Genomic DNA, 25,478 nt, shown 5'->3' on the forward strand with positions numbered 1-25,478 from the left:
AGCAGGTTGTACGCCAACGGCGTAGCTGCTGGTCGTCCAGCGCCACAGAGATGGATTGCCCGGTCGCATTCAGGATCGGGTCAGCGAGGCTAGCGAATCCGCTCCTCGCTGGGCGATCATCCTTTTCCGGGGGGCGGGTAGTCCTTTTCTCTGTAGGGGCCGAACGGATTGCGATAGCGTCGTTCTGTTCAGCTCTGCCCGGCAATGTGCGTGCTGCGGTTGCGGTTACGCCAAACCCGATACGCCCGAATCCCCGCCCGCACCGAGCCGAACAGCAGTTTTTCTTCCATCTCCCGCGCCATCCCCGAGCGCACCAGCATGCGCAGGAACGTGCCGCGTGCGCGTGCGATGGCAAAGAAGATGCCCTGCGCTGCCAGGGTGTCGCGCACCTCGCGCAGGGCCGCGATGCCACTGACGTCAATGTTGGTGACCGCTTCGGCATCGAACAGCACGGCTTTGGGCTGGTCCTGGCTTTGCACGGCTTCGAGCAAACGCATCTTGAAGTAGTCGGCGTTGAAGAACAGGATCGCGTCGTCGAAGCGGTATACCACCAGGCCCGGCACGGTGCGAGCGTCCTTGAATTTGCGGATGTCGACCTGGCCCTCGGTGCCCGGTAGCCAGCCCAGCACGGCATCGGTGGGCTGGTAGATGCTGTACAGCAGGCGCAGGATCGCCAGGGTTACGGCAAACACGATGCCAGGCAGCACACCCAGCCCAAGCACGCCGACCGTGGTCAGCAGGCACAGCCAGAACTCGAAGCGGCTCAGGCGGCGGATGCGCCCCAGCGAATTGATGTCGATCAGCCCCCAGCCGGCCATCAACAACACAGCACCCAATGCTGCCTGTGGAATCCACGCCATCGGTGCGGTGAAAAACAGCAGGATCAGGGCGATCACCAGTGCAGCGATGATGCCCACCAGCTGGCTTTTGCCACCCACCATGTCATTGACAGCGGTGCGTGAGTCGGCGCCGCTGATGGCAAAACCCTGGGAGACCCCGGCTGCCAGGTTGCTCACGCCCAGGGCGACGAATTCATGGTTGGCGTTGATCGCGTAGCCGTGCCGTGCGGCAAAGCTGCGGGCGGTGAGCATGGCGCTGCAGAAGCTGACGGTGGCAATACCCAGGGCGTCGCGCAACAAGCTTTTCATTTCTGCCAGATTACTGTGCGGCCAGGCCAGTTGCGGAATGCCGGCAGGCACCGGGCCGAGGATGGCGACGCCAAAGCGGTCCAGGCCAAACAGGCCGACCAGCAACATGAACAGTGCCACCACGGTTAGCGCTGCAGGCAGGCGCGGGTAGCGCCGTGGCAGCCAGATCAGCAGGCCCAGGGCGGCCAGGCCGATCAGCAACGTGGCCCAATGGATTTCACCCAGGCGCTGGAGGAAGTTGACCAGGCTGAGGATAAAACCGTCGCCTTCGATCTTGAACCCTACGACCTTGGACAACTGGCCGGCGATCAGGCTCAGGCCGATGCCATTGAGGTAGCCGATCAGGATCGGCCGCGAGAAGAAGCTGGCGATGAACCCGGCACGGGCCAGGCCTGCGGCAATCAGCATCACCCCAACCAGCACGGTGACGATCACCGAAAGTTCGGCAATGCGCTGCGTGTCGCCCATGGCCAGCGGCGCCACGGCGCCGGCGATCATCGCGCAAGTGGCGGCGTCGGGGCCGACCATCAGCTGGCGCGAGCTGCCGATCAACGCGTAGACCATCATGGGCAGCACGCAGGCGTACAAGCCGTACTGTGGCGGCAGGCCGACGATCTGGGCGTAGGCAATGGCGATGGGGATCTGGATGGCCGCGACCGAAAGCCCGGCCTGCAAATCGGCATGCAGCCATTCGCGGCGGTAGTGCAACAGGTTGGCAAGGCCCGGTAGCCAGCGGGAGAGAAACATGCGTCGTCCTTTCGAAATGCTTCACGTAACCATCTACGCATTGAAGCGGATCGACAGGCAATTGGCCATGGGCCAGGTCAAAACCGGGAGGGCGGAAACGAAAAAAGGAGCCAAGGCTCCTTTTGACTGCGATGACGTTACCGGAACGCCATGCTGGAATGCGATGTGGAGCGGGTAGAGGGAATCGAACCCTCAACTAAAGCTTGGGAAGCTTTCGTTTTGCCACTAAACTATACCCGCGTCTGCGCAGCACTTTTTACCAGAACCTTCCACGAATTAGAAGCCCAAGTTATAAAAAAGCTTGTCGGCACCCTGTGGCCTGCGGGTATCTGCCAGAGGGCGCCGAGCTGCTCAGATGGCCAATGCATGCTGCCCCTGTTGTGCTTGCTGGTAGCGATGACGCGTTTCACGCACGGTCGGCTTGAGGAAACCGAGCAGCACGCTGCGAGTGTCTTCACAGGCAGTTTTATTCTCCATGTCCAGGAAGTGGCCAGCGTCACGGATCACGCTGAACTGGCTCTTGCCCACATGTTTGCCGAACTGCCGGGCATCTTCGACCGTGGTGTACTCGTCGCGGTCACCGTTGACGAACAGCACCGGTATGTCGATATTGCGCGCACCCTGCAGCGCTCGCTCCAGGTCGTGTTGCAGCACCTCGTTGATGTGGAAGTGCATCTGCGCGTACTCGTGGCTGTCCAGGCTGCTGACATGCCGGTAGTTGAAGCGCTTGAACAGTGACGGCAGGTGCTTGCCGATGGTGTCGTTGACCAGGTTGCCGACCTGATACCGGTCGCAGGCGGCCAGGTACTGGCAGCCACGGTCCAGGTAGTCGCGCATCGGCTCGTTGATCACCGGCGAGAACGAACTCACCACTGCTTTCTTCACGCACCGTGGCTGGTGCGCCAGCGCCAGCAGCGTGCTTGCGCCACCCCACGAGAACGACATCACGTGGTCTGCCTGGAAGTGCTCGATCAGCTCAAGCAGGATATGCGCCTCGGTCTCCTTGCTGATCAGGCGTTCCTGACGGTTGTGCGGCTTGGACTTGCCGGCATACGGCTGGTCGAACAGTACTACGTTGAACTGCGGGTGCAGGTTACGTACCGTTTGGGCGAACGAGGCGGTGGTAGCCAGCGAGCCATTGATCAGGATGATCGTATTCTCGGCCGCTTCCGCGCGATAGAACTCCGTGTAAACCCGATACTGACCTTGGATATCAAGTACAGCAATTTCTGGCCTCATGTCATCGACTCCTGGCGCAAAAAGGGTATTCGCGTCACCTAGGGTGCACGTTCTTTATGACAGGTAGGCATTTGCCTGAAGAGAAACCGGGGGCCCTGTGTCGATCCTTGGCACGTGCGTCGACGATATTGTTTTTGGCGGGCAATTTGCCGTGCCCCAAGGCATCTAGGCCCTGGGTAGCCGGCAAAAGGTGTCTTCGACTGCGGGCGTGACTAAGCGGTCACATGCAGACTGACGATTTGGATTCAAGCAGTGGGTCGGTGATCCTGCAAGTGCCGTTCGGGAGAATTTGTGACTTTTGTCGCCGAGCGGTCGTATGACGACCTTGGGCTGTCTGTTCCGGCCCTTTCGCGGGCACGCCCGCTCCCACAGGGATAGCACATACCCTGAACAGTGTGGGGTGCCTGTGGGAGCGGGCGTGCCCGCGAAAAGGCCCGGGCAGGCGCCTTAGACGGTGGCTATTTCCTCGGCCGTCAGCTCACGAAACTCCCCAGGCGCCAAACCAGGGTCCAGGCGGATCGCCCCCATGCTCTCCCGATGCAACCCCACCACCTTGTTGTCAAAGAACCCGAACATGCGCTTGACCTGGTGATAACGCCCTTCGACGATCGCCAGTCGGGCCTGATGCGGGCCAAGGATGTCCAGTTGGGCGGGCAGGGTGGTGAGGTCTTCAAAGGCGAAATAGAAACCCTCTCGGAACTTGGCCTGGTAATGCTCGCCAATCTCGTCCTCGGTTTGCACCAGGTAGTGCTTGGGCAGCTTGGTAGCCGGCTGGGTCAGGCGCCGTGACCATTGGCCATCGTTGGTCAGGATCATCAGGCCGGTGGTGTTGAAGTCCAGGCGCCCGGCGATGTGCAGGTCGGCCCGCAGCGCGTCGGGCAGCAGGTCGAGCACGGTTGGGTGTTGTGGATCCTGGGTGGCGCTGACGCAACCAGCGGGTTTGTGCAGCATCAGGTAACGCGCCGGGCGGCCAGCCTGCAGCAACTGGTCGTCCAGTTGCACACGGCTGAATTCGCGCACCTCGGTCAGCGGGTCGCTGACCACCTGGCCATCTACCTGCACACGGCGTTGCGCCAGCATCAGGCGGACTTGCTGGCGGTTGTGATTGGGCAGGTTGGCGAGGAAACGGTCGAGGCGCATTGCAACAGGTCAGTGAGCAGTGGTTGAACGGAGTTGTTCTTCAACGGCGGCGCAGCGCGGGCACAGGCAGGCTTTGTCTCGCAGTTCGGCGGGCAACGCCTGGAGCACGGCCGGGTCGATACTCACGTTGAAACACCAGCAGGCCTGGGTGGCGCGCCGAGGGTCGGCCAGGCTGCATTGGTTGAGGGCGCCGCAAGCGGGGCAATGTTGGCTGTCATTCATCTTGGGTTTCACTGCAGACGCGGTTGCGGCCGGCCTGCTTGGCACGATAGAGCGCACGGTCGGCGCGGGTCAGCAAGGCATGCAGGGTGTCCCCTGGCTGCAGGCTGCTCAGGCCGATGCTGGTGGTCAGGCGCAGCGGTTGTTCGTCGTAGCTGAAGGTGAGCTGTTCGGTACGGCGGCGGATCTTTTCCGCCACTTCGATGGCCTGCCGGCCTTCGGCTTCACGCAGCAGCACGATGAATTCTTCGCCGCCCCAACGGCACAGTATATCCGACTGGCGCAGGCTGGCTTGCAGCACATTGGCGAACTGGCGCAGCACTTCGTCGCCTGCCAGGTGGCCGTGGGTGTCATTCAGTGCCTTGAAGTGATCCAGGTCGATCAGCAGTGCCACCAGCGGGCCGCTGTCGCGTTGGGCTTCATGCAGGGCTTGGGCAGCGAGCAGGTCGAAGCTGCGCCGGTTGGGCAGGCCCGTGAGGCTGTCGAGGGTGGCCAAGGCCTCGATGCTGGCCTGATGGCGGCGGACCATGGCATGCACCAGCGCCAGCACCACCAGGGTGATCATCGCGCAGATCGCCAGGTTCAGGTACAGCGAGTGGCGGATGCGGTCGAGGGCGCCGGTTTCGCGCTTGTCCACCAGCAGGTACCAGTCCAGCTCGGGCAGGTGGCGCACGTTCAGGAAGTGGCTGTGGTTGTCGCTGTCACGGTACTCGTGGCTGCCTTCGGCGGGCACTGGCTGCTGCGCCAGCAGGTCACTCAGCTCGGGGTTATCGCCCAGTGGCTGGCCAACCCTCAAGCCATGCGGCCCCCCTTCGGAGCCGGTGAGCAATACCTTGCCCTTGGCATCGATGAACAGCACTGAACGCTGATAGCGGCGCTGGTACTGATCGATCAGCCTGACCACCGACGAAACGCTCAACCCCACCCCGGCGGCGCCGATGAAGCGGTGCTGGTAGTCGTGCACCTGGTAATTGATGAACACGGTCAGGCTGTCCTGGTTGGCCATGTCCAGATCGACGTTGATTTCGTAGGGGGCCTTGAGATCGCGCAGGCGGAAATACCAGGCATCGCGCCAGGTGCCTGGCTCTACGTGCTTGAGTACACCTTTGGCCTGGTAGTACACAAGCGTGCGGTCAGACACGAAAAAGGAGGTGAAGGTGTCTTGCTTGCCCATGACTTCGCCAAGGTAACGCGTCATGCGCTGGGTGTCCTTTTCACCGGACAGTACCCAGTCACGCAGGAAGGTGTCCTGGGCCATCATCGAGGCGATCAGTACCGGGCGGATCAGGTCTTTCTGGATTTCCGAATAGACCGTGTCGGAGGTCAGCGGCAGTTCGGTATTGATGATGCCGTCGCGTATGGCACTGCGCGAGGCGAAGTAGCTGAGCAGGGAGGTGGCGAGGAAACCGCAGGCCAGTAGCACGAGCAGGGTCAGGATCAGCGAGCGCTGCGAAAACAGAGCGGAACGTAAGGGCATGATCTTCCCATGATGTGTGCCTGGCCGCTCATTCTAGTGAGATGACCGGTAAATGACTGCAAGTTTTTCAGGGTTATCGCACCTGTATCAAATTTTTGCAGAAAGGGCACTGCACCTCGGCGCTGCGGTCTTATTCAATGTCGATGAACGCATTACGCATCGACGCTCGCCAGCGCCGCTGTTCGGGCACTCCAGCGGTCCAGGAGGCCGCCATGTCCTATCGAATCCTGTTGATCGCCCTGCTGGGGCTGATGACTTCCGCCTGTGCCCCGTACTACGAGAGCGGGGGCTATTATCGTTCGGATTACTACTCCACCGACCGCTATGTTTCGCCTGGCTATTACCGCTACGACCGCTATTACGTGACCCCGCAACCGCGTTATTACTACCAGCCGGCACCGCGCTATTACTACCGGCCAGCGCCTGCGCCGCAATACCGGCCGTATCCACAGCCGGGGATGAACCGGTGGCACGGCAACCCGCGCTATGACTATGGCAATCGCCAGCGGCAAGACTACAGACAGGATCGCGACCGGCATGACTATCGCGATGGCAGCCAGCGTTACCAGCATGGCGATTCGCACTCCAACGGGCCGGGGAACGGCGGCGGGCGCTGGGATGGCCGGCGTGGGCAGGGGCAAGGAGGCAACTGGCAGCGGTAGGTGAGTGAAAGCTGGGGTGCTGTGCGCCCCTTTCGCGACACAAGGCCGCTCCTACAACGAGATCGCGGCCCCTGTAGGAGCGGCCTTGTGTCGCGATAGGGCTGCAAAGCAGCCCCAAATTATCGAAGCTGACCCAGATCCGCCAGCGGGTGCCGCCCCTCCCATGCCTTGGCAAAATGAGCCTCGACCACCGTCGCGGGCACCTGCGCCACGTCAGGCCAATGCCAGCGCGGCTGGTCGTCCTTGTCCAGCAAGCGCGCGCGTACGCCTTCGCTGAACTCAGGGTGGCGGCAGCAGTTCAGGCTCATGCTGTATTCCATCTGGAATACCTGAGCCAACGACAAGTGCCGTGCCCGGCGAATCTGTTCCCACACCAGGTGCGCCGTGAGCGGGCAACCCTGATGCAGCCGCTGGCCGGCATCAGCCAGCAGCGGGTCGTCATGATGCTTGAGCCCTTCCAGCGCCCGCCAGGCCGCCGCCGCATCGGCCACGTCGAGCAACGCATCGATCACCTGCCGGCGCGGCAGCCACTGGGCTTCGGGTAGCTCGGCGCAGGCGCGGTGCTGTTCGGCCTTGAGCAGGCTGTTCAGTTGCAGGGCAGTCTGTTCCTGCCAGTTCAGTTGCAGCAACTCTTCGATCAACGCCTCTTGCTGGTGCTCGCCCAGAAAACGGTCGGCCAGGCCCAGGTCGAGGGCGTCGCGGGCGTTGATCGGCGCGCCTGTCAGCCCCAGGAACAAACCCAGCTTGCCCGGCAGCCGAGCCAGGAACCAGCTGGCGCCCACGTCCGGGTACAGGCCGATGCTGATTTCCGGCATGGCCAGCCGACTGCTGGGCGTGACGATGCGCACATTGGCACCTTGCAGCAGCCCCATGCCGCCCCCCAGCACATGCCCATGCCCCCAGCACAGCAGCGGCTTGGGGTAGGTATGCAGGGAAAAGTCCAGGCGATATTCGGCGGCAAAGAAGCTCGCGGCCAGCGGCGGTACGCTGCCGGGGTGGTCACGGCAGCCTTGTGCCAGGGCCCGTACATCGCCACCGGCGCAAAAGGCTTTGGCGCCGTTGCCACGCAGCAGCACGCAGACGATGCCCGGGTCGTGTGCCCAGGCATGCAGTTGTTCGCCCAATACTTCGATCATGGGCAAGTTGATGGCATTGAGTGCCTTGGGTGCATCCAGGGTGGCAATGCCGATGCGGGCGCCATCGGCGCCGGTAAGTACCTCGCAGTGAATGGCCATGGACTACCTCGCTCAAGTCATCGCTCAAGTATGGCCTGCCTGGCCGAACATGCCGGTCGTCGGTCGGATCGTTTGACAAGCGGGGAGGGCTTACCTAGTGTCGCGCCATTGATTACGGATGGCCCCATGACTGACGACGATCGCATCAAACTCGAACCCAGCTGGAAGGCCGCACTGCGCGGCGAATTCGACCAGCCCTACATGCATCAGCTGCGCGAGTTCCTGCGTGGCGAGTACGCTGCCGGCAAGGAGATCTACCCGCCTGGGCCGCTGATCTTCAACGCACTCAATTCCACACCGCTGGACCAGGTGAAAGTCGTGATTCTTGGCCAGGACCCCTACCACGGGCCGGGCCAGGCCCATGGCCTGTGCTTCTCGGTACAACCGGGCGTGGGCACGCCGCCGTCGCTGGTCAACATCTACAAGGAACTGCAGCGCGACCTGAACATCCCGATTGCCAGCCACGGCTACCTGCAAAGCTGGGCCGAGCAGGGCGTGCTGCTGCTCAACACCACCATGACCGTGGAGCGTGCCAATGCCGCTTCGCATGCCAAGAAAGGCTGGGAGTTCTTTACCGACCGGGTCATCCAGGTGGTCAGCGAGCAGTGCCCTAACGTGGTGTTCCTGCTGTGGGGTGCGCATGCACAGAGCAAGCAGAAGCTGATCGACGGGACCAAGCACCTTGTGCTGAAGTCGGTGCACCCGTCGCCGTTGTCGGCTTACCGAGGGTTTCTGGGCTGCGGGCATTTCAGCCGCACCAACAGCTTCCTCGAACAACGCGGCATGGCGCCGATCAACTGGGCGTTGCCGCCGTTGTGATCACCTGACAGAACGCGTCGCCTGCTTCGCGGGCTTGCCCGCTCCCACAAGTACAGCGCCGCCCTCACGGCTTGCGCCAAACCTGTGGGAGCGGGCAAGCCCGCGAAGCAGGCGACACGGTTATTCCGGGGTTGTGTTCCACAAGCGGAACAACGGCTCCGCCAGAAACAGCACGAACAGCAAGCGCATCACCTGCAGCGCCGTCACCAGCGGTACCGACAGTTGCAGGGTCTCCGCCGTCAGGCTCATTTCAGCAATCCCTCCCGGCATCATCCCCAGTGTCAACGAGCGCAAATCCAACGCGGTCATCACGCTGAGCACCCATGCGGCGCTGGCGGCAATCGCCATGCACAGCGCCGTGGCCACCAGGGTACGCCCGAGAAATGACGGTGCCCGGCGGAAGAACGCACGGTTGAAGTGGCAGGCAAGGCCACTGCCAATCAACCACTGGCCAATCTGGCTGGCGCCATTGGGCAGGGCGATTTGCAGGTTGCCGGCCAGGCTCACCGTAGCCGCCACCAGCAATGGCCCGAACAGCCAAGGGTTAGGTTGGCGCAACCGTTGCCACAGCAGCGCAACGGCGACGCCCAGCGGCGCGATCAAGGCCAGCCAGCCCCAGCTGACGCTGCCGGCGTGATTCAGCGGCACCCCGTCACCCAGCAAGAACTTGAACAGCGCCGGTACGCACAACACCACCGCCAGCACCCGCAAGCTCTGTGCTGCGGCCACCTGGCTGAGGACTGCGCCATTACGTGCGCCGAGGTTGACCATCTCCCCCGATCCGCCAGGCATGCTGGCAAAAAACGCCGTGGCGCGGTCTTCGCCGGTGCGCCGCAGCAGCCAAACGCTGATCACGCTGGACAGGGTCGTGAACAGCGCGCCGAAGAAAATCAGCGCAAAATGGCTACCCACTTGCTCGATCACGGCCGGGGTAAAGTGCAGGCCAATGCCGATGCCGATGATGCACTGCCCGCACTTGCGGCCGTTGGGGATTTCCGACAGCTGCCAGGGCGTGAGGCAGCGCACCAGGATGATTGCCAGCAACGAGCCGACCATCCACGGCAAAGGCCAGCCGACCTTGCTGGCGATGTAACCACCAGCAAGGCCGACCAGCCCGGTTGCAATAAACAGCGGCAACGGTCTGTCAGGCATCGGCCAGGGCCCGGCGCTGCAGGCTGCGTTTGCGCCAGATGCGCAGCAGCGGCAGGGTGAGCATCAGCACCACCATTGCCCAGACGCCCATGCTGATCGGGCTCGACCAGAGGATGCCCAGTTCACCGTTGGAGATCGACAGCGCGCGGCGCAGGTTCTGCTCCATCAGCCCGCCGAGGATGAAGCCGAGCAGGATCGGCGACAGCGGGAAGTCCAGCTTGCGCAGGATGTAACCCATGATGCCGATGCCGACCATCAGGAACAGGTCGAAGGTGGTGGCATGCACGGCGTACACGCCGATGGCGGTGATGATGGCGATCACCGGTACCAGCGCCCAGTTCGGCACGGCAAGGATGCGGGTGAAGATGCGGATCATCGGGATGTTGAGGATCACCAGCATGATGTTGGCGATGAACAGCGAGGCGATCAGGCCCCAGACAATGTCTGGCTGCTGCTCGAACAGCAGTGGGCCGGGGGTGATGTTGTAAAGGGTGAGGGCGCCGATCATCACTGCGGTGGTGCCAGAGCCGGGTACACCCAGGGTGAGCATCGGTACCAGGGCGCCACAGCAGGACGCGCCTATGGCCGTTTCCGGTGCGGCCAGGCCACGGGCATCGCCCTTGCCGAACTTGCCGCTTTCCCCGGCCATGCGTTTTTCGGTCATGTAGGCCACGGCACTGGCCAGCGTTGCGCCTGCGCCGGGCAGCACGCCCATGATGAAACCGAGCAGGCCGCAACGGATGTTGACCACGAACACCGAAGCCGCCTCCTTGAAGTTGAACAGCATGCGCCCGGTGGCTTTCACCGCCTGATGGCCATGGTGGGTCTTTTCCAGCAGCAGGAGGATTTCGCTGATGGAGAACAAGCCCAGTACCAACACCACGAACTGGATGCCGTCGGCCAGGTGCACGCTGTCACCGGTAAAGCGGTAGACGCCGCTGTTGGCATCGATGCCGACGGCGGAAAGGAACAGGCCGATCAGCGCGGCAATGAAGGTTTTCAGGGGTTTGTCACCTGCCATGCCGCCCAGGGCGACAATGGCGAACACCATCAGCACGAAGTACTCCGCCGGGCCGAAGGCAATGGCCCATTTCGCCAGCAGCGGGGCGAACAGCACCATGCCGCAGGTGGCGATGAAGGCACCGATGAACGAACTCCAGGCCGACAGCGAAAGCGCCACGCCAGCCAGGCCTTGGCGGGCCATCGGGTAACCGTCGAGGGTGGTCATCACCGTCGAGGCCTCGCCCGGGATGTTCAGCAGGATCGAACTGATACGCCCGCCGTACTCGCAGCCCAGGTACACCGCTGCCAGCAGGATCAGCGCCGACTCCGGCGGCAGGCCCAGGGCGAAGGCGATGGGGATCAGCAAGGCCACGCCGTTGATCGGGCCCAGGCCCGGCAGCAGGCCGACCACGGTGCCGATCAACGTGCCGGAGAGGGCGGTGACCAGGTTATAAGGGGACAGGGCGACGCCGAAGCCCTGGCCCAGGTAGCTCAAGGTATCCATGTGTCAGTTCTCCAGTACGCTCAGCAGGCCAAGGGGCAGGGGCACGTCCATGACGCGGTCGAACAGCCAGTAGAGGAAGATGCTCATGCCGACCACCACGATGGCGCTGTACAGCCAGCGGCCACCGTACAGGCGGGCCATGGGCAAGCCCACCAGGATGGCGCTGAGGATGAAGCCAAGGGGCTCGAAGGTAGCGGCGAAAACGACCAGCAGGCCGACACAGGCGGCGATCTTGGTCAGGGTTTCGCGGTCCAGCTCCGGTTCGTCGTCCTTGCGCACGATAGGCGTGGGGCGAAACACCAGGTACAGCAGGCCAAGGCTCATCAGGCCGAGCATCAGCAGCGGGTAGGCGCGAGGGCCCACCGGCTCATAGGAAAACGCCGCCTGGTAGGGCCAGGCCATCACGGCCAGGGCGGCGCACACCGCCAGCAGGGCCAGGGCGAAGATGCGTTGCAGGATCATGAAGGAATCCTCTAAGGAAGCAGCTTTGAGACTTCCCTGTGGGAGCGGGCGTGCCCGCGAATGCGATTGATCACACAACAATGCTGTTGCGACTGGCGCATTCGCGGGCACGCCCGCTCCCACAGGGACCGAGTGGGTGCTCGAATTACTGGATCAGGCCAAATTCCTTGGCCAGTGCCTTGTAGTCAGCCACTTGCTTCTTCACATAGCCGTCCAGCTCTTCGCCGGTCATGGCGAACGGGAACAGCTCACGCTGGTCACGCAGCTGGGCGAAGTCTTCCGAGGCCAGCATCTTGTCGAACGACTGCTTCCACCAGGCGTAATCCTCGTCGCTCACCTTTGGCCCCAGGTAGAAGCCGCGTACCACCGGCCAGACGATGTCGTAGCCCTGTTCCTTGGCGGTGGGGATGTTCTTCATCTCGGGTTCGTCCAGGCGGTTTTCCGAGAACACCGCGAGGATGCGCATGTTGCCGCTCTGGATGTGTGGCATGGAGTCGGAGATGTCGGTAGAGCCGACCTGGATGTGGCCACCGAGGAGCGCCGTGGCAATTTCGCCGCCGCCCTCCAGGGCCACGTAACGCAGGTCACGCGGGTTGATGCCGGCAGCCTTGGCGATCAAGGCGGTCTGCATCCAGTCCTGGCTGCCGACGGTGCCGCCGGAGCCGATTACCACCTTGCTCGGGTCTTTCTTCAGTGCCGCGACCAGGTCGTCGAGGGTCTTGTAGGGCGAATCGCTTTTCACCGCGATGGCGCCGTAGCTGGTGCCGACAGCAGCCAGCCACTTCACTGCGTTTTCGTCGAAGCGGCCGAACTTGCCTTGTGCCAGGTTCAGCAGCGAACCGCTGGACCACGCCACCAGGGTGCCGGCATCCGCCGGGCGCTGGGCAACCACCGCGTTGTAAGCCACCGCGCCGACGCCGCCGGGCATGTAGGTGACGCGCATCGGTTTGCTGAGGATCTTTTCCTGCACCAGGGCGCTTTGCACCAGTTTGCAGGTCAGGTCAAAGCCACCGCCGGGCGAGGCGGGGGCGATGCATTCAGGGCGTTTCGGTTCGGCAGCCAGGGCGTTGCCGGCCAACAGCAGGCAGCCGGTAGCGAGGACGAGGCGGCACAGTGAAAAGGTCATCGTCTATCTCCGTGAGCATTGTTGTTATGGGGTTACCACAGGGCGACGCTATAGCTCACCAGCAACCGCACCTCGTCCGCATTGCGGGCAAAGTTGGAGCGGAAGGTGGCGTTGCGCAGGCGCACGGCGACGTTCTTCAACGGGCCGCTTTGTACCACGTACTTCAGTTCGGTGTTGCGTTCCCATTCCTTGCCTTCGCCACCCGCGGCGCGGCTGACGTTGTCGCCGCTGATGTAGCGGGTCATGAAGGTCAGGCCGGGCACGCCGAGGGCGGCGAAGTTGTAGTCGTAGCGCGCTTGCCAGGAGCGCTCGTCGGCGCCGGCAAAGTCGTTGATCTGGACGAAGTTGACCAGGTAGGGGTCGGCGCCATCGACGTAAGGGAAGGCGCTATCCCCGGACAGCTGCTGCCAGGCGGCGCTGACCTTGTGCCCGCCCAGGGCGTAGCTGAGCATGCCGTTGACGGTGGTGTTGTCGATGTTGCCGGCCTTGGCGGCACCGGCGTCGTCGCTAACGGCCAGGCGCAGGTCGGCGCCGAAGGTGCCCGGGCCCCACGGCTGGGTGGCGACCATGCCAATGAAGTGCTGGCGGTAGATGTCGTCGAGCTGGGCGAAGTGATAGCTGCCGGTGATGCGGTCGGTGAACTGGTAGTCCAGCCCGCCCAGGGCCAGGTTGTCCGCGCTGAACGTGCCACCAAATCGGCCGTTCTTGTTGTTCAGTGCCAGGTCTTCCCAGTTGGTGTCGTTGCGGTCCTTGGCCTTGTCCAGGCGCCCGCCGGTGAAGGTCAGGCCCTTGATCTCCTTCGAGGTGAGCAGGCCGCCTTCGAAGGTTTGCGGTAGGATGCGCCCGTCGTTGGGCTGCAGGGTCGGCAGCTCCGGGATCAGGGTGCCGATTTTCAGTTCGGTCTGGGAAATCTTCACCTTGCCGGTCAGGCCGAGCTTGGAGTACTCGTCGGCAGCCTTGCCGTCATCGTGGGTGGGCAGCAGGCCGGTATCGGTGCGATCGGGGCTGGAGTCGAGCTTGATGCCGAGCATGCCCAGCGCGTCCAGGCCGAAGCCTACGGTACCATCGGTGTAGCCCGACTCGAAGTTGAGGATGAAGCCCTGGGCCCACTCGTCACGCTTGGATTGCTGCGCGCTGGTGCCATCGCGAAAGTCGCGGTTGAAATACATGTTGCGGGTTTCGAAAGTGGCTGTGCTGTCTTCGAAGAAGGCGGCCTGGCTCATCGGGGCGACACCGGCAAGCGCAAGGGCGCTGGCGATGGCACAGGGGCGTGCGGCAAAGGAACGGGTAGGCGTGAGCGCCTGCGGCTGCGATGACAGCATCGTCGATGACTCCGTTTATTGTTCTTATTCGTTGCACCTTGCTGGTGCTTTTTTCGGCGCGAAGCGCGACCGTGGTGCGATGCTAGGCAACGAACCTTTCGCTAACCTTTCAGCGAGAAAGGTTTGTTACAAGGGGCTTCACAGGCTTGGCGACAGCGGTACACTCCGCGCCACCGCCCCACCCGAGCAGGGAGAATCCGATGCGTGTGCTGCTGGTCGAAGACCACCTGCAACTGGCCGAAAGCGTGGCCCAGGCCTTGAAGAGCCACGGCCTGACCGTGGATGTGCTGCATGACGGCGTGGCTGCCGACCTGGCCCTGGCCAGCGAGGAATATGCCGTGGCTGTGCTGGATGTCGGCTTGCCGCGCATGGACGGCTTCGAGGTGCTGGCGCGCCTGCGCGGTCGTGGCAAGACCGTGCCGGTGCTGATGCTGACCGCGCGCAGCGACGTCAAGGACCGGGTCCATGGCCTGAATCTGGGGGCCGATGACTACCTGGCCAAACCGTTCGAACTGACCGAGCTGGAAGCGCGGGTCAAGGCCCTGTTGCGCCGCAGCGTACTGGGTGGCGAGCGCCAGCAACGCTGCGGGCCGCTGGTCTACGACCTGGACACCCGGCGCTTCACCCTCGGCGACGACAACCTGACCCTGACCTCGCGCGAGCAAAGCGTGCTGGAGGCGCTGATTGCCCGCCCGGGGCGGGTGATGAGCAAGGAGCAACTGGCAGCCCAGGTGTTCGGCCTGGACGAAGAAGCCAGCCCCGATGCTATCGAAATCTACATCCACCGCCTGCGCAAGAAGCTCGACGGCCACCCGGTGGCCATCGTCACCTTTCGTGGGCTGGGCTACCTGCTAGAGCACCGCGATGCGTGACAACGGCAGCCTGCGCGGGCGCCTGCTGGGCAACCTGGCCCTGCTGCTGGTGGTGTTGATGCTGGCCAGTGGCCTGAGCGCTTACTGGAATGGCCGTGAGGCGGCCGACACTGCCTACGACCGCACCCTGCTGGCCTCGGCGCGGACCATTGCTGCCGGCCTGTCGCAGCGGGACGGATCGCTGAGCGCAGATGTGCCCTACGTGGCCCTCGATACCTTCGCCTACGACAGTGCCGGGCGTATCTACTACCAGGTGCTGGACATCAAGCAGCGGCTGATTTCCGGTTACGAGAACCTGCCGCCATCGCCGCCGGGCACCCCACGTACCGACGATTACCCCGCATTGGCGCGGTTCTACAACGCCACCTACCTCGGCCAGGATGTGCGTGTGGTCAGCCTGCTGAAGGCGGTGAGCGAGCCGAACATGAACGGCATGGCGGAAATCCGTGTGGCCGAGACCGAGGAGGCGCGGGTGCGCATGGCCCGTGGGCTGATGGCCGATACCCTGCTGCGCCTGGGCATGCTGGCGCTGGGCGCGCTGGTGATGGTGTGGTTTGCCGTGAGTGCCGCGCTGCGGCCGCTGGAGCGGCTGCGTACGGCGGTGGAAGAGCGCCAGCCGGACGACCTGCGGGCGTTGCCGGTGGTGCAGGTGCAGCGTGAACTGGGTCCGCTGGTAAGGGCCTTGAACCACTTTACCGAGCGCCTGCGCGGTCAGTTCGAGCGCCAGGCACAGTTCATTGCCGATGCTGCCCACGAACTGCGCACGCCGCTGGCTGCCTTGAAGGCGCGGGTGGAGCTTGGCTTGCGCTCATCCGCGCCACAGGAGTGGCGGCAGACACTGGAATCTGCAGTCCAGGGCACTGACCGCCTGACCCATCTGGCCAACCAGTTACTGTCGCTGGCGCGGGTCGAAAACGGCGCACGGGCGATTGCCGAAGGTGGCGCACAGCGCCTGGACCTGAGCCAGCTGACCCGTGAGCTGGGTATGGCGATGGCGCCTCTTGCGCACAAGCGCGGGGTGGCGTTGGCGCTGGAAGCCGAGGCGCCGGTGTGGCTCAAGGGCGAGCCGACGCTGCTCAACGAGCTGCTGAGCAACCTGGTAGACAATGCCCTGGCGCATACGCCAGAGGGCGGTAACGTGATCTTGCGGGTGGTGGCGCCAGCGGTGTTGGAGGTGGAGGACGATGGGCCAGGCATTCCCGAGGCCGAGCGCGAGCGGGTATTCGAGCGCTTCTACCGGCGCAGTGCCCAGGGCAGTGGGCTTGGTCTGGCAATTGTCGGCGAGATCTGCCGGGCGCACCTGGCGCAGGTGAGCCTGCATGATGGGGCCAATGGCGGGTTGCGGGTGCGGGTGAGCTTCATTGCCGACTGATGGGTTGCCTGTGCTGGCCTCTTCGCGGGCGCGCCCGCTCCCACAGAGACGGCGCAGCCCGTTAAAGCAGTGAGGTCCCTGTGGGAGCGGGCATGCCCGCGAAGAGGCCGGCAAGGCTAAGACCCTTTAGCGCAACATGCTCCGCGCCTCAAGCAGCTCATCCACTTCCAGTTCGGTACCAAACGGCAACCCCAGGTGGCGGTACGCCGGCAGCGCCGCCAACGGTCGATGGCGCCCACGCTGGCTGATGCAGCGGGCGATCTGCACGATGTCGATGTAGTCGACCTTGTCGGTCTGCCGGTCCAGGTCCTGAAGTTGGCTTGGCAGGTTGACCAGCTGTTCTGGAAACTCCCAGGCCTTGAGGATCTTGTCCCCCAGCACCGGCTGGATCTGCTCGATCACGTAATGCAGGCAAACAGGGTCTGACAGCAGCTCATTGTGCTCCTCTGCGTAGATCAGCACCGGCAGTGCGCCAATCTGGTTGACCAGCCCGCCCAGGGTGGCCTGGTCAGGCTTGAGCTGGGTGTAGCGCCGGCATATTTCGTAGCTGATGCCCGCAACTTCAAGGCTGTTGGCCCAAATGTCCCGCAGTTTTTGCTCTACCGCTGAAGAGCGAGCATGGAAGATCTGCTCGATCACCAGGCCGATGGCCAGGTTGCAGCTGTAGTTGATGCCCAGCCGCGTGATGGCGGTGTGCAGGTCGGTAACCTCGACCGCTGCACGCAGCAGCGGGCTGTTGACTACCTTGATCAGGCGCGCTGAAAGGGCCGCGTCGCGACCGATCACCTTGCTCAGGGCCGCTACGCTGATCTCGCTGTCTTCCGCTGCCTCACGGATGCTCAAGGCAACCTCGGGCAGGGTCGGCAGGACCAGGTCATCCTTTTCGATGGCATCGAGCAACTGTGCTTGAACCATCTCGGCCAGCTTGTTCATGGGCGTGTCTACCGCAGTGGTGGTGCCGCCCCGCCGCACAGGCGGGGCAGGCTGGTCAGCGCTGGATTTCCCGGTCGCGGTCCAGTTCGTAAGGCAGGGTCAGCACTTGAAGGCGCGGGCCTTCCAGGCTGCCCAGGTGCAGGTTGTCGTCTGCCACTGCCTCGGCGCTGAGCACTGCAAGCAACTCGCAGCCTGCGCCATTGCCAGCTGCAATGACCACTTCACCGACTGACGAACCATGGGTCGGCGAGAAAATCTCGGCACCCGGGGCCGGAATGGCTTGTTGGTCCAGTGCCAGGCGGTACTGGCGGCGCTTGAGCTTGCCCAGGTACTGCATGCGGGCGACGATCTCCTGGCCGGTGTAGCAACCTTTCTTGAAGCTGACGCCGTCAACGGCCTGCAGGTTGATCATCTGCGGGATGAACAGCTCGCGGGTCGGCCCCGTGACCTGGCCGATACCGGCGCGCACCTGCCCCAGCAGCCAGTCGTTGAGGCTGCCCTCAGGCAAGGCGCTGGCGAGGGCCTGGCGTACCGCGTCGGCCTTTTCCGCCGGTACCCACAGCTCTACCCGGCCGGTAGAAACGGCAATGGCGATCAGGCCTTCATGGCGCACGGTGCTGCCAGCGGCTGCGGGCACGTCGAGCCCCAGCGCCTGCAACGCAGCTTCGCCACCTTGCAGGCCAAAACGTGCCCAGGCGGCGCTTTCATCGGTCAGCGTGGCCTTGGAGAACACGGCGTACTTCTTCAGGTCGGCCAGTTGTGCTTCAAGCAGTTCGCTGGCCATGGCCAGCAGGTAGCCGTTGCCTTCGGGCAGGATGCGGAAACTCGACTGCATGCGCCCCTTGACCATGCAGCGGGCGCCGAGGCTGGCGTGTTCCTGGCTGAGATAGTTGATGTTGCAGGTCAGCTGGCCTTGCAGGAACTTGCCTGCATCGGAGCCGCGGACGGCGAGGATGCCCTCGTGGGACAGGGGGCAGAAGAAAGCGGAATCGGCCATGGGTCATCGCGGTGGCTAAAGACTGGCGGCCATCATAGAACGCCAGTAACAAAATAGGTAGGTGACTAGACCAACGCCCGGTGTCGCATCGCTCGCCTGGCTGTATACTGGCCGGCCATTCGAGGAGGGCCCCATGGTCGAACAAACTGAACTCAACCGGCTTTTCTGGCACAGCCGCCGCGGCATGCTGGAACTGGACGTACTGCTGGTGCCTTTCACCCAGGAAGTCTACCCGACGCTCAACGACGCCGATCGCGAACTGTACGTGCGCCTGCTGAGCTGCGAGGATCAGGACATGTTCGGCTGGTTCATGGAGCGCACAGAGTCCGAAGACCCGGAACTGCAGCGCATGGTCCGCATCATCCTGGACCGTGTCCAGCCCAAGTGAGTGTTTCGAGTGCCGCTGGCAAGGCTCGCGCCTGCTGCTAGCGGCCTACCTGGCTTGCCAGGTACTGGCGTGGCTTGCCGTGTGGGCGAGCCCGCTGCCTGGGTGGTTGGCCCTTGCCATTGCCGCCGCCTGTATTGCCCACGCTGGCTGGGCCATTCCCCGACGTATCCTGTTAACGCATGAACATGCCGTGGTCGGCTTGCGCCGTGATGTGCGCGGCTGGCAGGTGTTCAGCCTTGCCCGTGGCTGGCAGCCGGTTCGGCTGTGCCGGGATAGCGTGGCGTTGCCGGGGTTGGTGGTGTTGCGCTTCGAGCGGGCGGGGCTATGGGTGGGGGAGAGCCAGTGCATACCGCGGGATGCGCTGGGGGCGGATGAGCACCGGCGTTTGCGGGTAAGGTTGAAGTTCAGTCGGCGCAGGTGGGCCGAGGTGGGGGCGAGTCAGGGCTGACAGGTGTTCGCCTTGACAGTTTCAGCGCCTGTGAGATCGAGCGCCGCCCGCGCGGCGCTTCGCGGGACGAGCCCGCTCCCACATTTGTTGCAACGTGGCCATGCCTGTGGAAGAGGCGTTGTCTGCCTTGGTGCAAGACTGAAGACGGATGAGGCGGTAGTATCGCCAGCCAAGACATTGCGTCAAGGCAACAAGGCTGGCAACCATGGCCTGACAGGTTTGGCACGTTGCAACAAATGTGGGAGCGGGCTTGTCCCGCGAAGCGCCGCGCGGGCGGCGCTCGGTCTCACAGGCACCGCAAATTTCAGAGCGGGCTGAGAATGGTGTCCTTGGCCTCGTCCAGCATCCCTGGATAATCCAGGGTGTAATGCAAGCCACGGCTCTCCTTGCGCTGCATCGCCGACAAAATCATCAACTCGGCCACCTGCGCCAGGTTGCGCAGTTCGATCAAGTCACGGCTGACCTTGTAGTTGCTGTAGAACTCGTCAATTTCATCCAGCAACAAACGAATGCGGTGCTGCGCCCGCTGTAGCCGCTTGCTGGTCCGCACGATGCCCACGTAGTCCCACATGAAGCGCCGCAACTCGTCCCAGTTGTGCGCAATGATCACGTCTTCATCCGAATCGGTCACCTGGCTGGCATCCCAGCCGGGCAGCGCCTTGGGCATGACCACTTGCTCCAGATTCGCCTGGATGTCGGCAGCTGCGGCGCGCCCATAGACGAAACACTCCAGCAGCGAGTTGCTGGCCATGCGGTTGGCGCCGTGCAGGCCGGTGAAACTGGTTTCGCCAATGGCGTACAAGCCCGGCACGTCGGTGTGGCCACGGTCGTCCACCATCACCCCGCCGCAGGTGTAGTGCGCAGCCGGCACCACCGGGATCGGCTGGCGAGTAATGTCGATGCCAAACGTCAGGCAGCGCTCGTACACGGTAGGGAAGTGGCCCTTGATGAAGTCGGCGGGCTTGTGGGTGATGTCCAGGTACACACAGTCCACGCCCAGGCGTTTCATCTCGTGGTCGATGGCGCGGGCCACGATGTCGCGCGGCGCCAGCTCTTCGCGCGGGTCGAAACGTGGCATGAAGCGCTCGCCATTGGGCAGGCGTAGCAGCGCGCCTTCGCCGCGCAGGGCTTCGGTAACCAGGAAGCTCTTGGCCTGTGGGTGGTACAGGCAGGTCGGGTGGAACTGGTTGAACTCCAGGTTGGCCACCCGGCAACCGGCCCGCCAGGCCATGGCAATGCCGTCGCCGCAGGCGCCGTCGGGGTTGCTGGTGTACAGGTAGACCTTGGCCGCACCGCCGGTGGCCAGTACGGTGAAGCGGGCACCGAAGGTGTCCACCTCGCCAGTGTTGCGGTTCAGTACATAGGCCCCCAGGCAACGTTCGCCCGGCAAGCCCAGGCGGCGTTCGGTAATCAGGTCGACCGCCACGCGCTGCTCCAGCAACTGGATGTTCGGGCGCAGGCGGGCCTGTTCCAGCAGCGTGGTGAAGATGGCTGCGCCAGTGGCGTCGGCGGCGTGGATGATGCGCCGGTGGCTATGGCCGCCCTCGCGGGTCAGGTGGAACTCGAAGCCGCCGTCGTCGACGCTGTAGTGCTCGTCGCGGGTAAAGGGCACGCCTTGCTCGATCAGCCACTGGATGGCTTCGCGGCTGTGCTCGACGGTGAAACGCACCGCGTCTTCATGGCACAGGCCGCCGCCAGCATTGAGGGTGTCCTCGACATGCGACTGAACGGTATCGGTGTTGTCCAGCACGGCGGCAACGCCGCCCTGGGCCCAAAAGGTCGAGCCGTTGGCCAGGTCGCCCTTGCTGAGCACGGCAACGCGCAGGTGGCTGGGGAGGTTAAGTGCCAGGCTGAGACCGGCGGCACCGCTGCCGATCACCAGGACATCATGTTGGAATTGTTGGCTCATGTCGGGACACTAGTAATCTTCAGAGGGGGCGCGGCACAATAGTCACGCGCAGATGGCATTGTGAAACTATCGTTAAACTTGGCCGGGATGCCTTTATAGCAGCCCCGGGTGGCCAATTTCCATGCCACTTGCCGGGTCGAGACAACCTTTGTGGGAACTTTCCGACATTGCCGGAAATCCTATGAAGGCTGTCCGCACGTCACAATTTGCCGCGGCGACGCAGGGTGGCAGGCCTGTCCAGGCTGCTTCTGCGTATTCAGAACCTGATTATCGACGTAGCCGGCCGTGACCGTGCCGCGTCTTCCGTGCAAGCCGACCAAGGGCTGCAGGAAACTTGCTTGGAGGGGAGAACTTTTGCGAAAAGCCCGAGTCTATGGTTGCAAGCCTGAACGATGGCTGTTGCAACGCTCCTTCGAGTTCACTGAGGAGTGTTCATGCTAACCCAGGAAGAGGATCAGCAGCTTGTCGAGCGTGTTCAGCGCGGTGACAGGCGAGCGTTCGATCTGTTGGTGCTGAAGTATCAGCACAAGATTCTCGGGTTGATCGTGCGGTTCGTTCACGATACCCACGAGGCCCAGGATGTAGCACAGGAAGCCTTCATCAAGGCGTACCGTGCGCTTGGCAATTTCCGCGGTGACAGTGCGTTTTATACCTGGCTGTACCGCATCGCCATCAACACGGCGAAAAACTACCTGGTGTCCCGTGGAAGACGGCCGCCAGACAGTGATGTGAGCTCCGAGGATGCGGAGTTTTACGACGGCGATCATGGTCTCAAGGATCTCGAGTCCCCAGAGCGCTCGTTGTTGCGGGATGAAATCGAAGGCACTGTCCATCGCACCATCCAGCAACTGCCCGAAGACCTGCGTACGGCCCTGACCCTGCGCGAGTTTGACGGACTGAGTTACGAGGACATTGCCAGCGTCATGCAATGCCCGGTGGGTACCGTGCGCTCTCGAATCTTTCGCGCTCGGGAGGCCATAGATAAAGCCCTGCAGCCGTTGTTGCAGGAAACCTGAGACAGCGGCGACAGCCAAGAGAGGAACCGCCATGAGTCGTGAAGCTTTGCAGGAATCGCTGTCCGCGGTGATGGATAACGAAGCGGACGAACTGGAACTGCGTCGGGTGCTGAGCGCCGTCGACGATGCTGAAACCCGTGCCACCTGGTCGCGCTACCAGGTTGCCCGTGCAGCCATGCACAAGGAGCTGCTGCTGCCCAACCTGGATATCGCCTCGGCGGTGTCTGCGGCGCTGGCTGACGAAGCCGTGCCGGCCAAGGTCAAGAAAGGCCCGTGGCGCAGCATTGGCCGCCTGGCGGTCGCTGCGTCGGTTACCGTGGCCGTGCTGGCTGGGGTACGCATGTACAACCAGGACGAGATCACTGGCGCCGAGCTGGCTGCCCAGCAACCGGTCCAGCAAGGCTTGAGCGTGCCACAAGCACAGGGCCCGGCTGTTTTGGCAGGCTATAGTGAGAGCAGTGAGCAACCGACCGGGCCGATGGCCAACGGTGTGCTGCAGAACCAGGCCGGCTGGGATCAGCGTCTGCCGGGCTACCTGCGCCAGCATGCCCAGGAGTCTGCGCTCAAGGGCACTGAAACCGCATTGCCGTATGCCCGCGCTGCCAGCCTGGAAAACCGCTAAGTAAGGAGGATCATGCGCGCGCTACCTCTCCTGTCGCTGCTGATTGGCAGCTGCATGACGGTGCCAGCATTGGCGGCCAACTCATCGCCCCAGGCGAGTGAGTGGTTGAACAAGCTGGCACAGGCCGAGCAAAAGCAGAGCTACCAAGGCTCTTTCGTCTACGAACGCAACGGCAGCTTCTCTTCCCATGACATCTGGCACCGGGTCGAGGGCGGCAAGGTCAGCGAGCGGCTGTTGCAGCTCGATGGCGCCGCCCAGGAGATCGTGCGCGTGGACGGGAATGTGGAATGTGTCAGTGGGGCCTTGGTCAGCAGTGTGGCAGCACCGCCAGACACTGCGCCGCGTGTGCTTGATCCGCTGAAATTGATGGGCTGGTACGATTTGAGCGTGGCGGGCAAGTCACGGGTCGCCGGGCGCGATGCCGTGATCGTGACGCTCACGCCCCGCGACCAGCACCGCTATGCCTTCGAACTTCATCTGGACCGCAATACCGGCCTGCCACTGCGCTCGTTGATGCTCAACGACAAAGGGCAATTGCTGGAGCGCTTCCAGATGACCCGCCTTGATACCGACCAGATGCCCAGCGAGGCTGACTTGCGCCCCAGTGCTGGCTGCAAGCCAGTGCAGCATGTTGCGGCTGCCAGCAATGATGCCGTCGCCGGCTGGCGTTCGGACTGGCTGCCGCCCGGGTTCGAGTTGGTCAACAGTTCGGTACGTCGTGATGCCAAACTCGACAGTGCGGTCAGCAGCCTGATGTACGACGATGGCCTGGCGCGCTTCTCGGTGTTCCTCGAGCCTGTGAAAGATGATGGCGGTACCGACATGCGTACGCAGCTGGGTCCGACCTCCGCGGTTTCGCGCCGCCTGAATACGCCAAAGGGCAAGGTCATGGTCACCGTGGTGGGCGAAATCCCGCTGGGTACGGCAGAACGCGTCGCGTTGTCGATGCGCCCTCAGGATGCCCAGGCGCGCCAGTGATGGCGTGCCTTACCGGGCTATGCCAAGGCGGGCTGGCATGCGGCTGAAATGAAATTAAAGCATTGTCATTTGCAATCCACCGGCAAATTTTCTATAGGTCAGGCTTTCAGGAGCCTGGCCTTTCCTGCGTTGTGCAGGGGCCTTTCTAAACTACCGCTCGTTGTGACGGGAGCCGTATGTCAACACCACGCTTGAAATCCTACCTATCGATGTTCGCCGCCGTGCTGATGCTCGGCCAGGTGCTCACCGCCCAGGCCGAAGAAGCCCTGCCGGACTTCACCACGCTGGTCGAGCAGGCCTCGCCGGCCGTGGTCAACATCAGTACCAAGCAGAAGCTGCCGAACCGCGTCGCTTCCGGGCAGATGCCCGACCTGGAAGGCCTGCCGCCGATGTTCCGAGAATTTTTCGAGCGCAACATGCCGCAGCAGCCTCGATCGCCGCGTGGCGACCGCCAGCGTGAGGCCATGTCGCTTGGCTCGGGCTTCATCATTTCCAGCGATGGCTATGTGTTGACCAACAACCACGTGGTAGCCGATGCCGACGAGATCATCGTCCGCCTGTCGGACCGCAGTGAGCTGCAGGCCAAACTGATCGGCACCGACCCACGTACCGACGTGGCCCTGCTGAAAGTCGAAGGCAAGAACCTGCCCACGGTAAAGCTGGGTGATTCCGAGAAACTCAAGGTGGGCGAGTGGGTGCTGGCCATCGGTTCGCCGTTCGGCTTCGACCATTCGGTGACCAAAGGTATTGTCAGCGCCAAGGGCCGCACCCTGCCAAACGACACCTATGTGCCGTTCATCCAGACCGACGTGGCCATCAACCCGGGTAACTCCGGCGGCCCGCTGTTCAACATGAAGGGCGAAGTGGTGGGTATCAACTCGCAGATCTTCACCCGTTCCGGCGGCTTCATGGGCCTGTCGTTCGCCATCCCGATCGACGTGGCAATCGACGTGTCGAACCAGCTGAAGAAAGACGGCAAGGTCAGCCGCGGCTGGCTGGGCGTGGTGATCCAGGAGGTCAACAAGGACCTGGCTGAATCCTTCGGCTTGGACAAACCGGCCGGTGCCCTGGTGGCGCAGGTGCTGGAAAACGGCCCGGCAGCCAAGGGCGGCCTGCAGGTGGGTGACGTGATCCTGAGCATGAACGGCCAGCCGATCGTCATGTCGGCCGACCTGCCGCACCTGGTTGGCAGCCTGAAAGATGGCGAGAAGGCCAAGCTGGAAATCATCCGTAACGGCAAGCGCCAGACCCTGGATGTAGCCGTGGGTGCGATGCCGGATGACGACGCCGACATTGGCACCGGCGCCGAGGGCAGTGCAGAGCGCAGCAGCAACCGCCTGGGTGTATCGGTCGCAGACCTGACCGCCGAGCAGAAGAAATCGCTGGAGCTCAAAGGCGGCGTGGTCATCAAGGAAGTGCAGGATGGCCCGGCAGCGCTGATCGGCCTGCGTCCGGGTGATGTCATCAGCCACCTGAACAACCAGGCCATCGGTTCGGCCAAGGAATTCACCGAAATCGCCAAGGAACTGCCGAAGAACCGTTCGGTGTCGATGCGCGTGCTGCGTCAGGGCCGTGCCAGCTTCATCACCTTCAAGCTCGCTGAATAAGCGGTCTGGCGAGGAGAAAAGGGCAGCCTCGGCTGCCCTTTTTCATGAATATTCACAATTGTGGGAGTGTTTGCTGTGTAC

Annotated in this window: 25 protein-coding genes and 1 tRNA gene; 11 read left to right on the forward strand and 15 right to left on the reverse strand. The window is 63.2% G+C overall.

The annotated features are described in order from the left end of the window. Window positions 1-188 precede the first annotated feature (188 nt). Window positions 189-1,895 (reverse strand): SulP family inorganic anion transporter, encoded by a 1,707-nt coding sequence (locus ACIQUI_RS02300; protein ID WP_403194638.1) that lies wholly within the window; start codon window positions 1,893-1,895, stop codon window positions 189-191. Here ACIQUI_RS02300 and ACIQUI_RS02305 point away from each other — a divergent pair. After that, a complete protein-coding gene (locus ACIQUI_RS02305; RefSeq protein ID WP_403194640.1) occupies window positions 1,894-2,073 on the forward strand; it encodes a hypothetical protein in 180 nt (59 codons plus the stop codon). The genes ACIQUI_RS02300 and ACIQUI_RS02305 overlap by 2 nt on opposite strands. Here ACIQUI_RS02305 and ACIQUI_RS02310 read toward each other — a convergent pair. The 5 genes from ACIQUI_RS02310 to ACIQUI_RS02330 all read right to left on the reverse strand — a co-directional run bounded on the left by ACIQUI_RS02310 (window position 2,062) and on the right by ACIQUI_RS02330 (window position 5,970). Then, window positions 2,062-2,135, reverse strand: a tRNA-Gly gene (locus ACIQUI_RS02310). The two genes, ACIQUI_RS02305 and ACIQUI_RS02310, sit on opposite strands and share 12 nt — an antisense overlap. Before the next feature lie 111 nt (window positions 2,136-2,246). Next, complete coding sequence (locus ACIQUI_RS02315) at window positions 2,247-3,134, reverse strand: alpha/beta fold hydrolase (protein ID WP_403194641.1); 888 nt, start codon at window positions 3,132-3,134, stop codon at window positions 2,247-2,249. Between the two features lie 447 nt (window positions 3,135-3,581). Then, the gene (locus ACIQUI_RS02320) at window positions 3,582-4,274 is read right to left on the reverse strand and encodes a pseudouridine synthase (RefSeq protein ID WP_403194643.1); all 693 of its coding nucleotides are present in this window, start codon (window positions 4,272-4,274) and stop codon (window positions 3,582-3,584) included. 9 nt (window positions 4,275-4,283) lie between these two features. After that, the gene (locus ACIQUI_RS02325) at window positions 4,284-4,496 is read right to left on the reverse strand and encodes a cysteine-rich CWC family protein (protein WP_403194645.1); all 213 of its coding nucleotides are present in this window, start codon (window positions 4,494-4,496) and stop codon (window positions 4,284-4,286) included. Beyond that, a complete protein-coding gene (locus tag ACIQUI_RS02330) occupies window positions 4,489-5,970 on the reverse strand; it encodes a diguanylate cyclase (RefSeq protein WP_403194647.1) in 1,482 nt (493 codons plus the stop codon). Before ACIQUI_RS02330 ends, ACIQUI_RS02325 begins: the two co-directional genes overlap by 8 nt. A 212-nt stretch (window positions 5,971-6,182) precedes the next feature. Here ACIQUI_RS02330 and ACIQUI_RS02335 point away from each other — a divergent pair, with 212 nt between their 5' ends. Next, window positions 6,183-6,632, forward strand: coding sequence for a hypothetical protein (locus ACIQUI_RS02335; protein ID WP_403194649.1), 450 nt, complete (start codon window positions 6,183-6,185; stop codon window positions 6,630-6,632). 119 nt (window positions 6,633-6,751) lie between these two features. Here the strand turns inward: ACIQUI_RS02335 and ACIQUI_RS02340 are convergent, their stop codons facing one another. Further along, on the reverse strand, window positions 6,752-7,867 hold the full coding sequence (locus tag ACIQUI_RS02340) for an enoyl-CoA hydratase/isomerase family protein (RefSeq protein ID WP_403194651.1): 1,116 nt from the start codon (window positions 7,865-7,867) through the stop codon (window positions 6,752-6,754). A 126-nt stretch (window positions 7,868-7,993) separates the two neighbouring features. Between ACIQUI_RS02340 and ung the strand changes: the two genes are divergently transcribed. Then, window positions 7,994-8,686: a uracil-DNA glycosylase gene (ung, locus tag ACIQUI_RS02345; protein ID WP_403194653.1), complete on the forward strand. Its 693-nt coding sequence runs from the start codon at window positions 7,994-7,996 to the stop codon at window positions 8,684-8,686. 120 nt (window positions 8,687-8,806) lie between these two features. Here the strand turns inward: ung and ACIQUI_RS02350 are convergent, their stop codons facing one another. From ACIQUI_RS02350 to ACIQUI_RS02370, 5 genes are all read right to left on the reverse strand, one after another. After that, a complete protein-coding gene (locus ACIQUI_RS02350) occupies window positions 8,807-9,838 on the reverse strand; it encodes an AbrB family transcriptional regulator (protein ID WP_391132114.1) in 1,032 nt (343 codons plus the stop codon). Next, window positions 9,831-11,345: a tripartite tricarboxylate transporter permease gene (locus ACIQUI_RS02355; protein ID WP_403194655.1), complete on the reverse strand. Its 1,515-nt coding sequence runs from the start codon at window positions 11,343-11,345 to the stop codon at window positions 9,831-9,833. Before ACIQUI_RS02355 ends, ACIQUI_RS02350 begins: the two co-directional genes overlap by 8 nt. 3 nt (window positions 11,346-11,348) lie before the next feature. Further along, entirely contained in the window at window positions 11,349-11,807 is a 459-nt protein-coding gene (locus tag ACIQUI_RS02360; RefSeq protein ID WP_391132111.1) for a tripartite tricarboxylate transporter TctB family protein, read from the reverse strand. A gap of 145 nt (window positions 11,808-11,952) precedes the next feature. Next, a complete protein-coding gene (locus tag ACIQUI_RS02365; RefSeq protein WP_403194657.1) occupies window positions 11,953-12,933 on the reverse strand; it encodes a Bug family tripartite tricarboxylate transporter substrate binding protein in 981 nt (326 codons plus the stop codon). A 32-nt stretch (window positions 12,934-12,965) separates the two neighbouring features. Further along, a complete protein-coding gene (locus ACIQUI_RS02370; RefSeq protein ID WP_403194659.1) occupies window positions 12,966-14,255 on the reverse strand; it encodes an OprD family porin in 1,290 nt (429 codons plus the stop codon). Window positions 14,256-14,455: 200 nt separating this feature from the next. On the opposite strand from ACIQUI_RS02370, the gene ACIQUI_RS02375 reads away from it, so the two are divergent. Together ACIQUI_RS02375 and ACIQUI_RS02380 are read left to right on the forward strand one after the other, a co-directional pair. Continuing rightward, window positions 14,456-15,127, forward strand: a complete 672-nt coding sequence (locus ACIQUI_RS02375) for a response regulator (RefSeq protein WP_391132106.1) — start codon at window positions 14,456-14,458, stop codon at window positions 15,125-15,127. Further along, entirely contained in the window at window positions 15,120-16,499 is a 1,380-nt protein-coding gene (locus ACIQUI_RS02380) for a sensor histidine kinase (RefSeq protein ID WP_403194661.1), read from the forward strand. Before ACIQUI_RS02375 ends, ACIQUI_RS02380 begins: the two co-directional genes overlap by 8 nt. A 126-nt stretch (window positions 16,500-16,625) precedes the next feature. Here the strand turns inward: ACIQUI_RS02380 and ACIQUI_RS02385 are convergent, their stop codons facing one another. After that, window positions 16,626-17,432, reverse strand: a complete 807-nt coding sequence (locus ACIQUI_RS02385; RefSeq protein WP_403194663.1) for an HDOD domain-containing protein — start codon at window positions 17,430-17,432, stop codon at window positions 16,626-16,628. A gap of 55 nt (window positions 17,433-17,487) precedes the next feature. Further along, window positions 17,488-18,429 (reverse strand): YgfZ/GcvT domain-containing protein, encoded by a 942-nt coding sequence (locus ACIQUI_RS02390; RefSeq protein WP_403194664.1) that lies wholly within the window; start codon window positions 18,427-18,429, stop codon window positions 17,488-17,490. A 133-nt stretch (window positions 18,430-18,562) separates the two neighbouring features. Between ACIQUI_RS02390 and ACIQUI_RS02395 the strand changes: the two genes are divergently transcribed. Both ACIQUI_RS02395 and ACIQUI_RS02400 read left to right on the forward strand, forming a co-directional pair. Beyond that, window positions 18,563-18,817, forward strand: coding sequence for a succinate dehydrogenase assembly factor 2 (locus ACIQUI_RS02395; RefSeq protein ID WP_391132098.1), 255 nt, complete (start codon window positions 18,563-18,565; stop codon window positions 18,815-18,817). After that, on the forward strand, window positions 18,801-19,265 hold the full coding sequence (locus ACIQUI_RS02400) for a protein YgfX (protein ID WP_403194666.1): 465 nt from the start codon (window positions 18,801-18,803) through the stop codon (window positions 19,263-19,265). The genes ACIQUI_RS02395 and ACIQUI_RS02400 overlap by 17 nt, the downstream gene beginning before the upstream one ends. Window positions 19,266-19,569: 304 nt before the next feature. Here ACIQUI_RS02400 and nadB read toward each other — a convergent pair whose 3' ends face one another. Next, window positions 19,570-21,174 (reverse strand): L-aspartate oxidase, encoded by a 1,605-nt coding sequence (gene nadB, locus ACIQUI_RS02405; protein ID WP_403194668.1) that lies wholly within the window; start codon window positions 21,172-21,174, stop codon window positions 19,570-19,572. A gap of 434 nt (window positions 21,175-21,608) precedes the next feature. On the opposite strand from nadB, the gene rpoE reads away from it, so the two are divergent. From rpoE to ACIQUI_RS02425, 4 genes are all read left to right on the forward strand, one after another. Further along, window positions 21,609-22,190, forward strand: a complete 582-nt coding sequence (gene rpoE / locus ACIQUI_RS02410; protein WP_003252049.1) for an RNA polymerase sigma factor RpoE — start codon at window positions 21,609-21,611, stop codon at window positions 22,188-22,190. Window positions 22,191-22,221: 31 nt separating this feature from the next. Then, window positions 22,222-22,812, forward strand: coding sequence for a sigma-E factor negative regulatory protein (locus tag ACIQUI_RS02415; RefSeq protein ID WP_201200935.1), 591 nt, complete (start codon window positions 22,222-22,224; stop codon window positions 22,810-22,812). Window positions 22,813-22,824: 12 nt separating this feature from the next. Further along, window positions 22,825-23,790 (forward strand): MucB/RseB C-terminal domain-containing protein, encoded by a 966-nt coding sequence (locus tag ACIQUI_RS02420; protein WP_403194670.1) that lies wholly within the window; start codon window positions 22,825-22,827, stop codon window positions 23,788-23,790. A 209-nt stretch (window positions 23,791-23,999) separates the two neighbouring features. Beyond that, the gene (locus ACIQUI_RS02425; protein ID WP_403194816.1) at window positions 24,000-25,397 is read left to right on the forward strand and encodes a DegQ family serine endoprotease; all 1,398 of its coding nucleotides are present in this window, start codon (window positions 24,000-24,002) and stop codon (window positions 25,395-25,397) included. Window positions 25,398-25,478: the final 81 nt, after the last annotated feature.

It is taken from the genome of Pseudomonas sp. NPDC090592 (assembly GCF_044769185.1).
Classification (GTDB): domain Bacteria; phylum Pseudomonadota; class Gammaproteobacteria; order Pseudomonadales; family Pseudomonadaceae; genus Aquipseudomonas.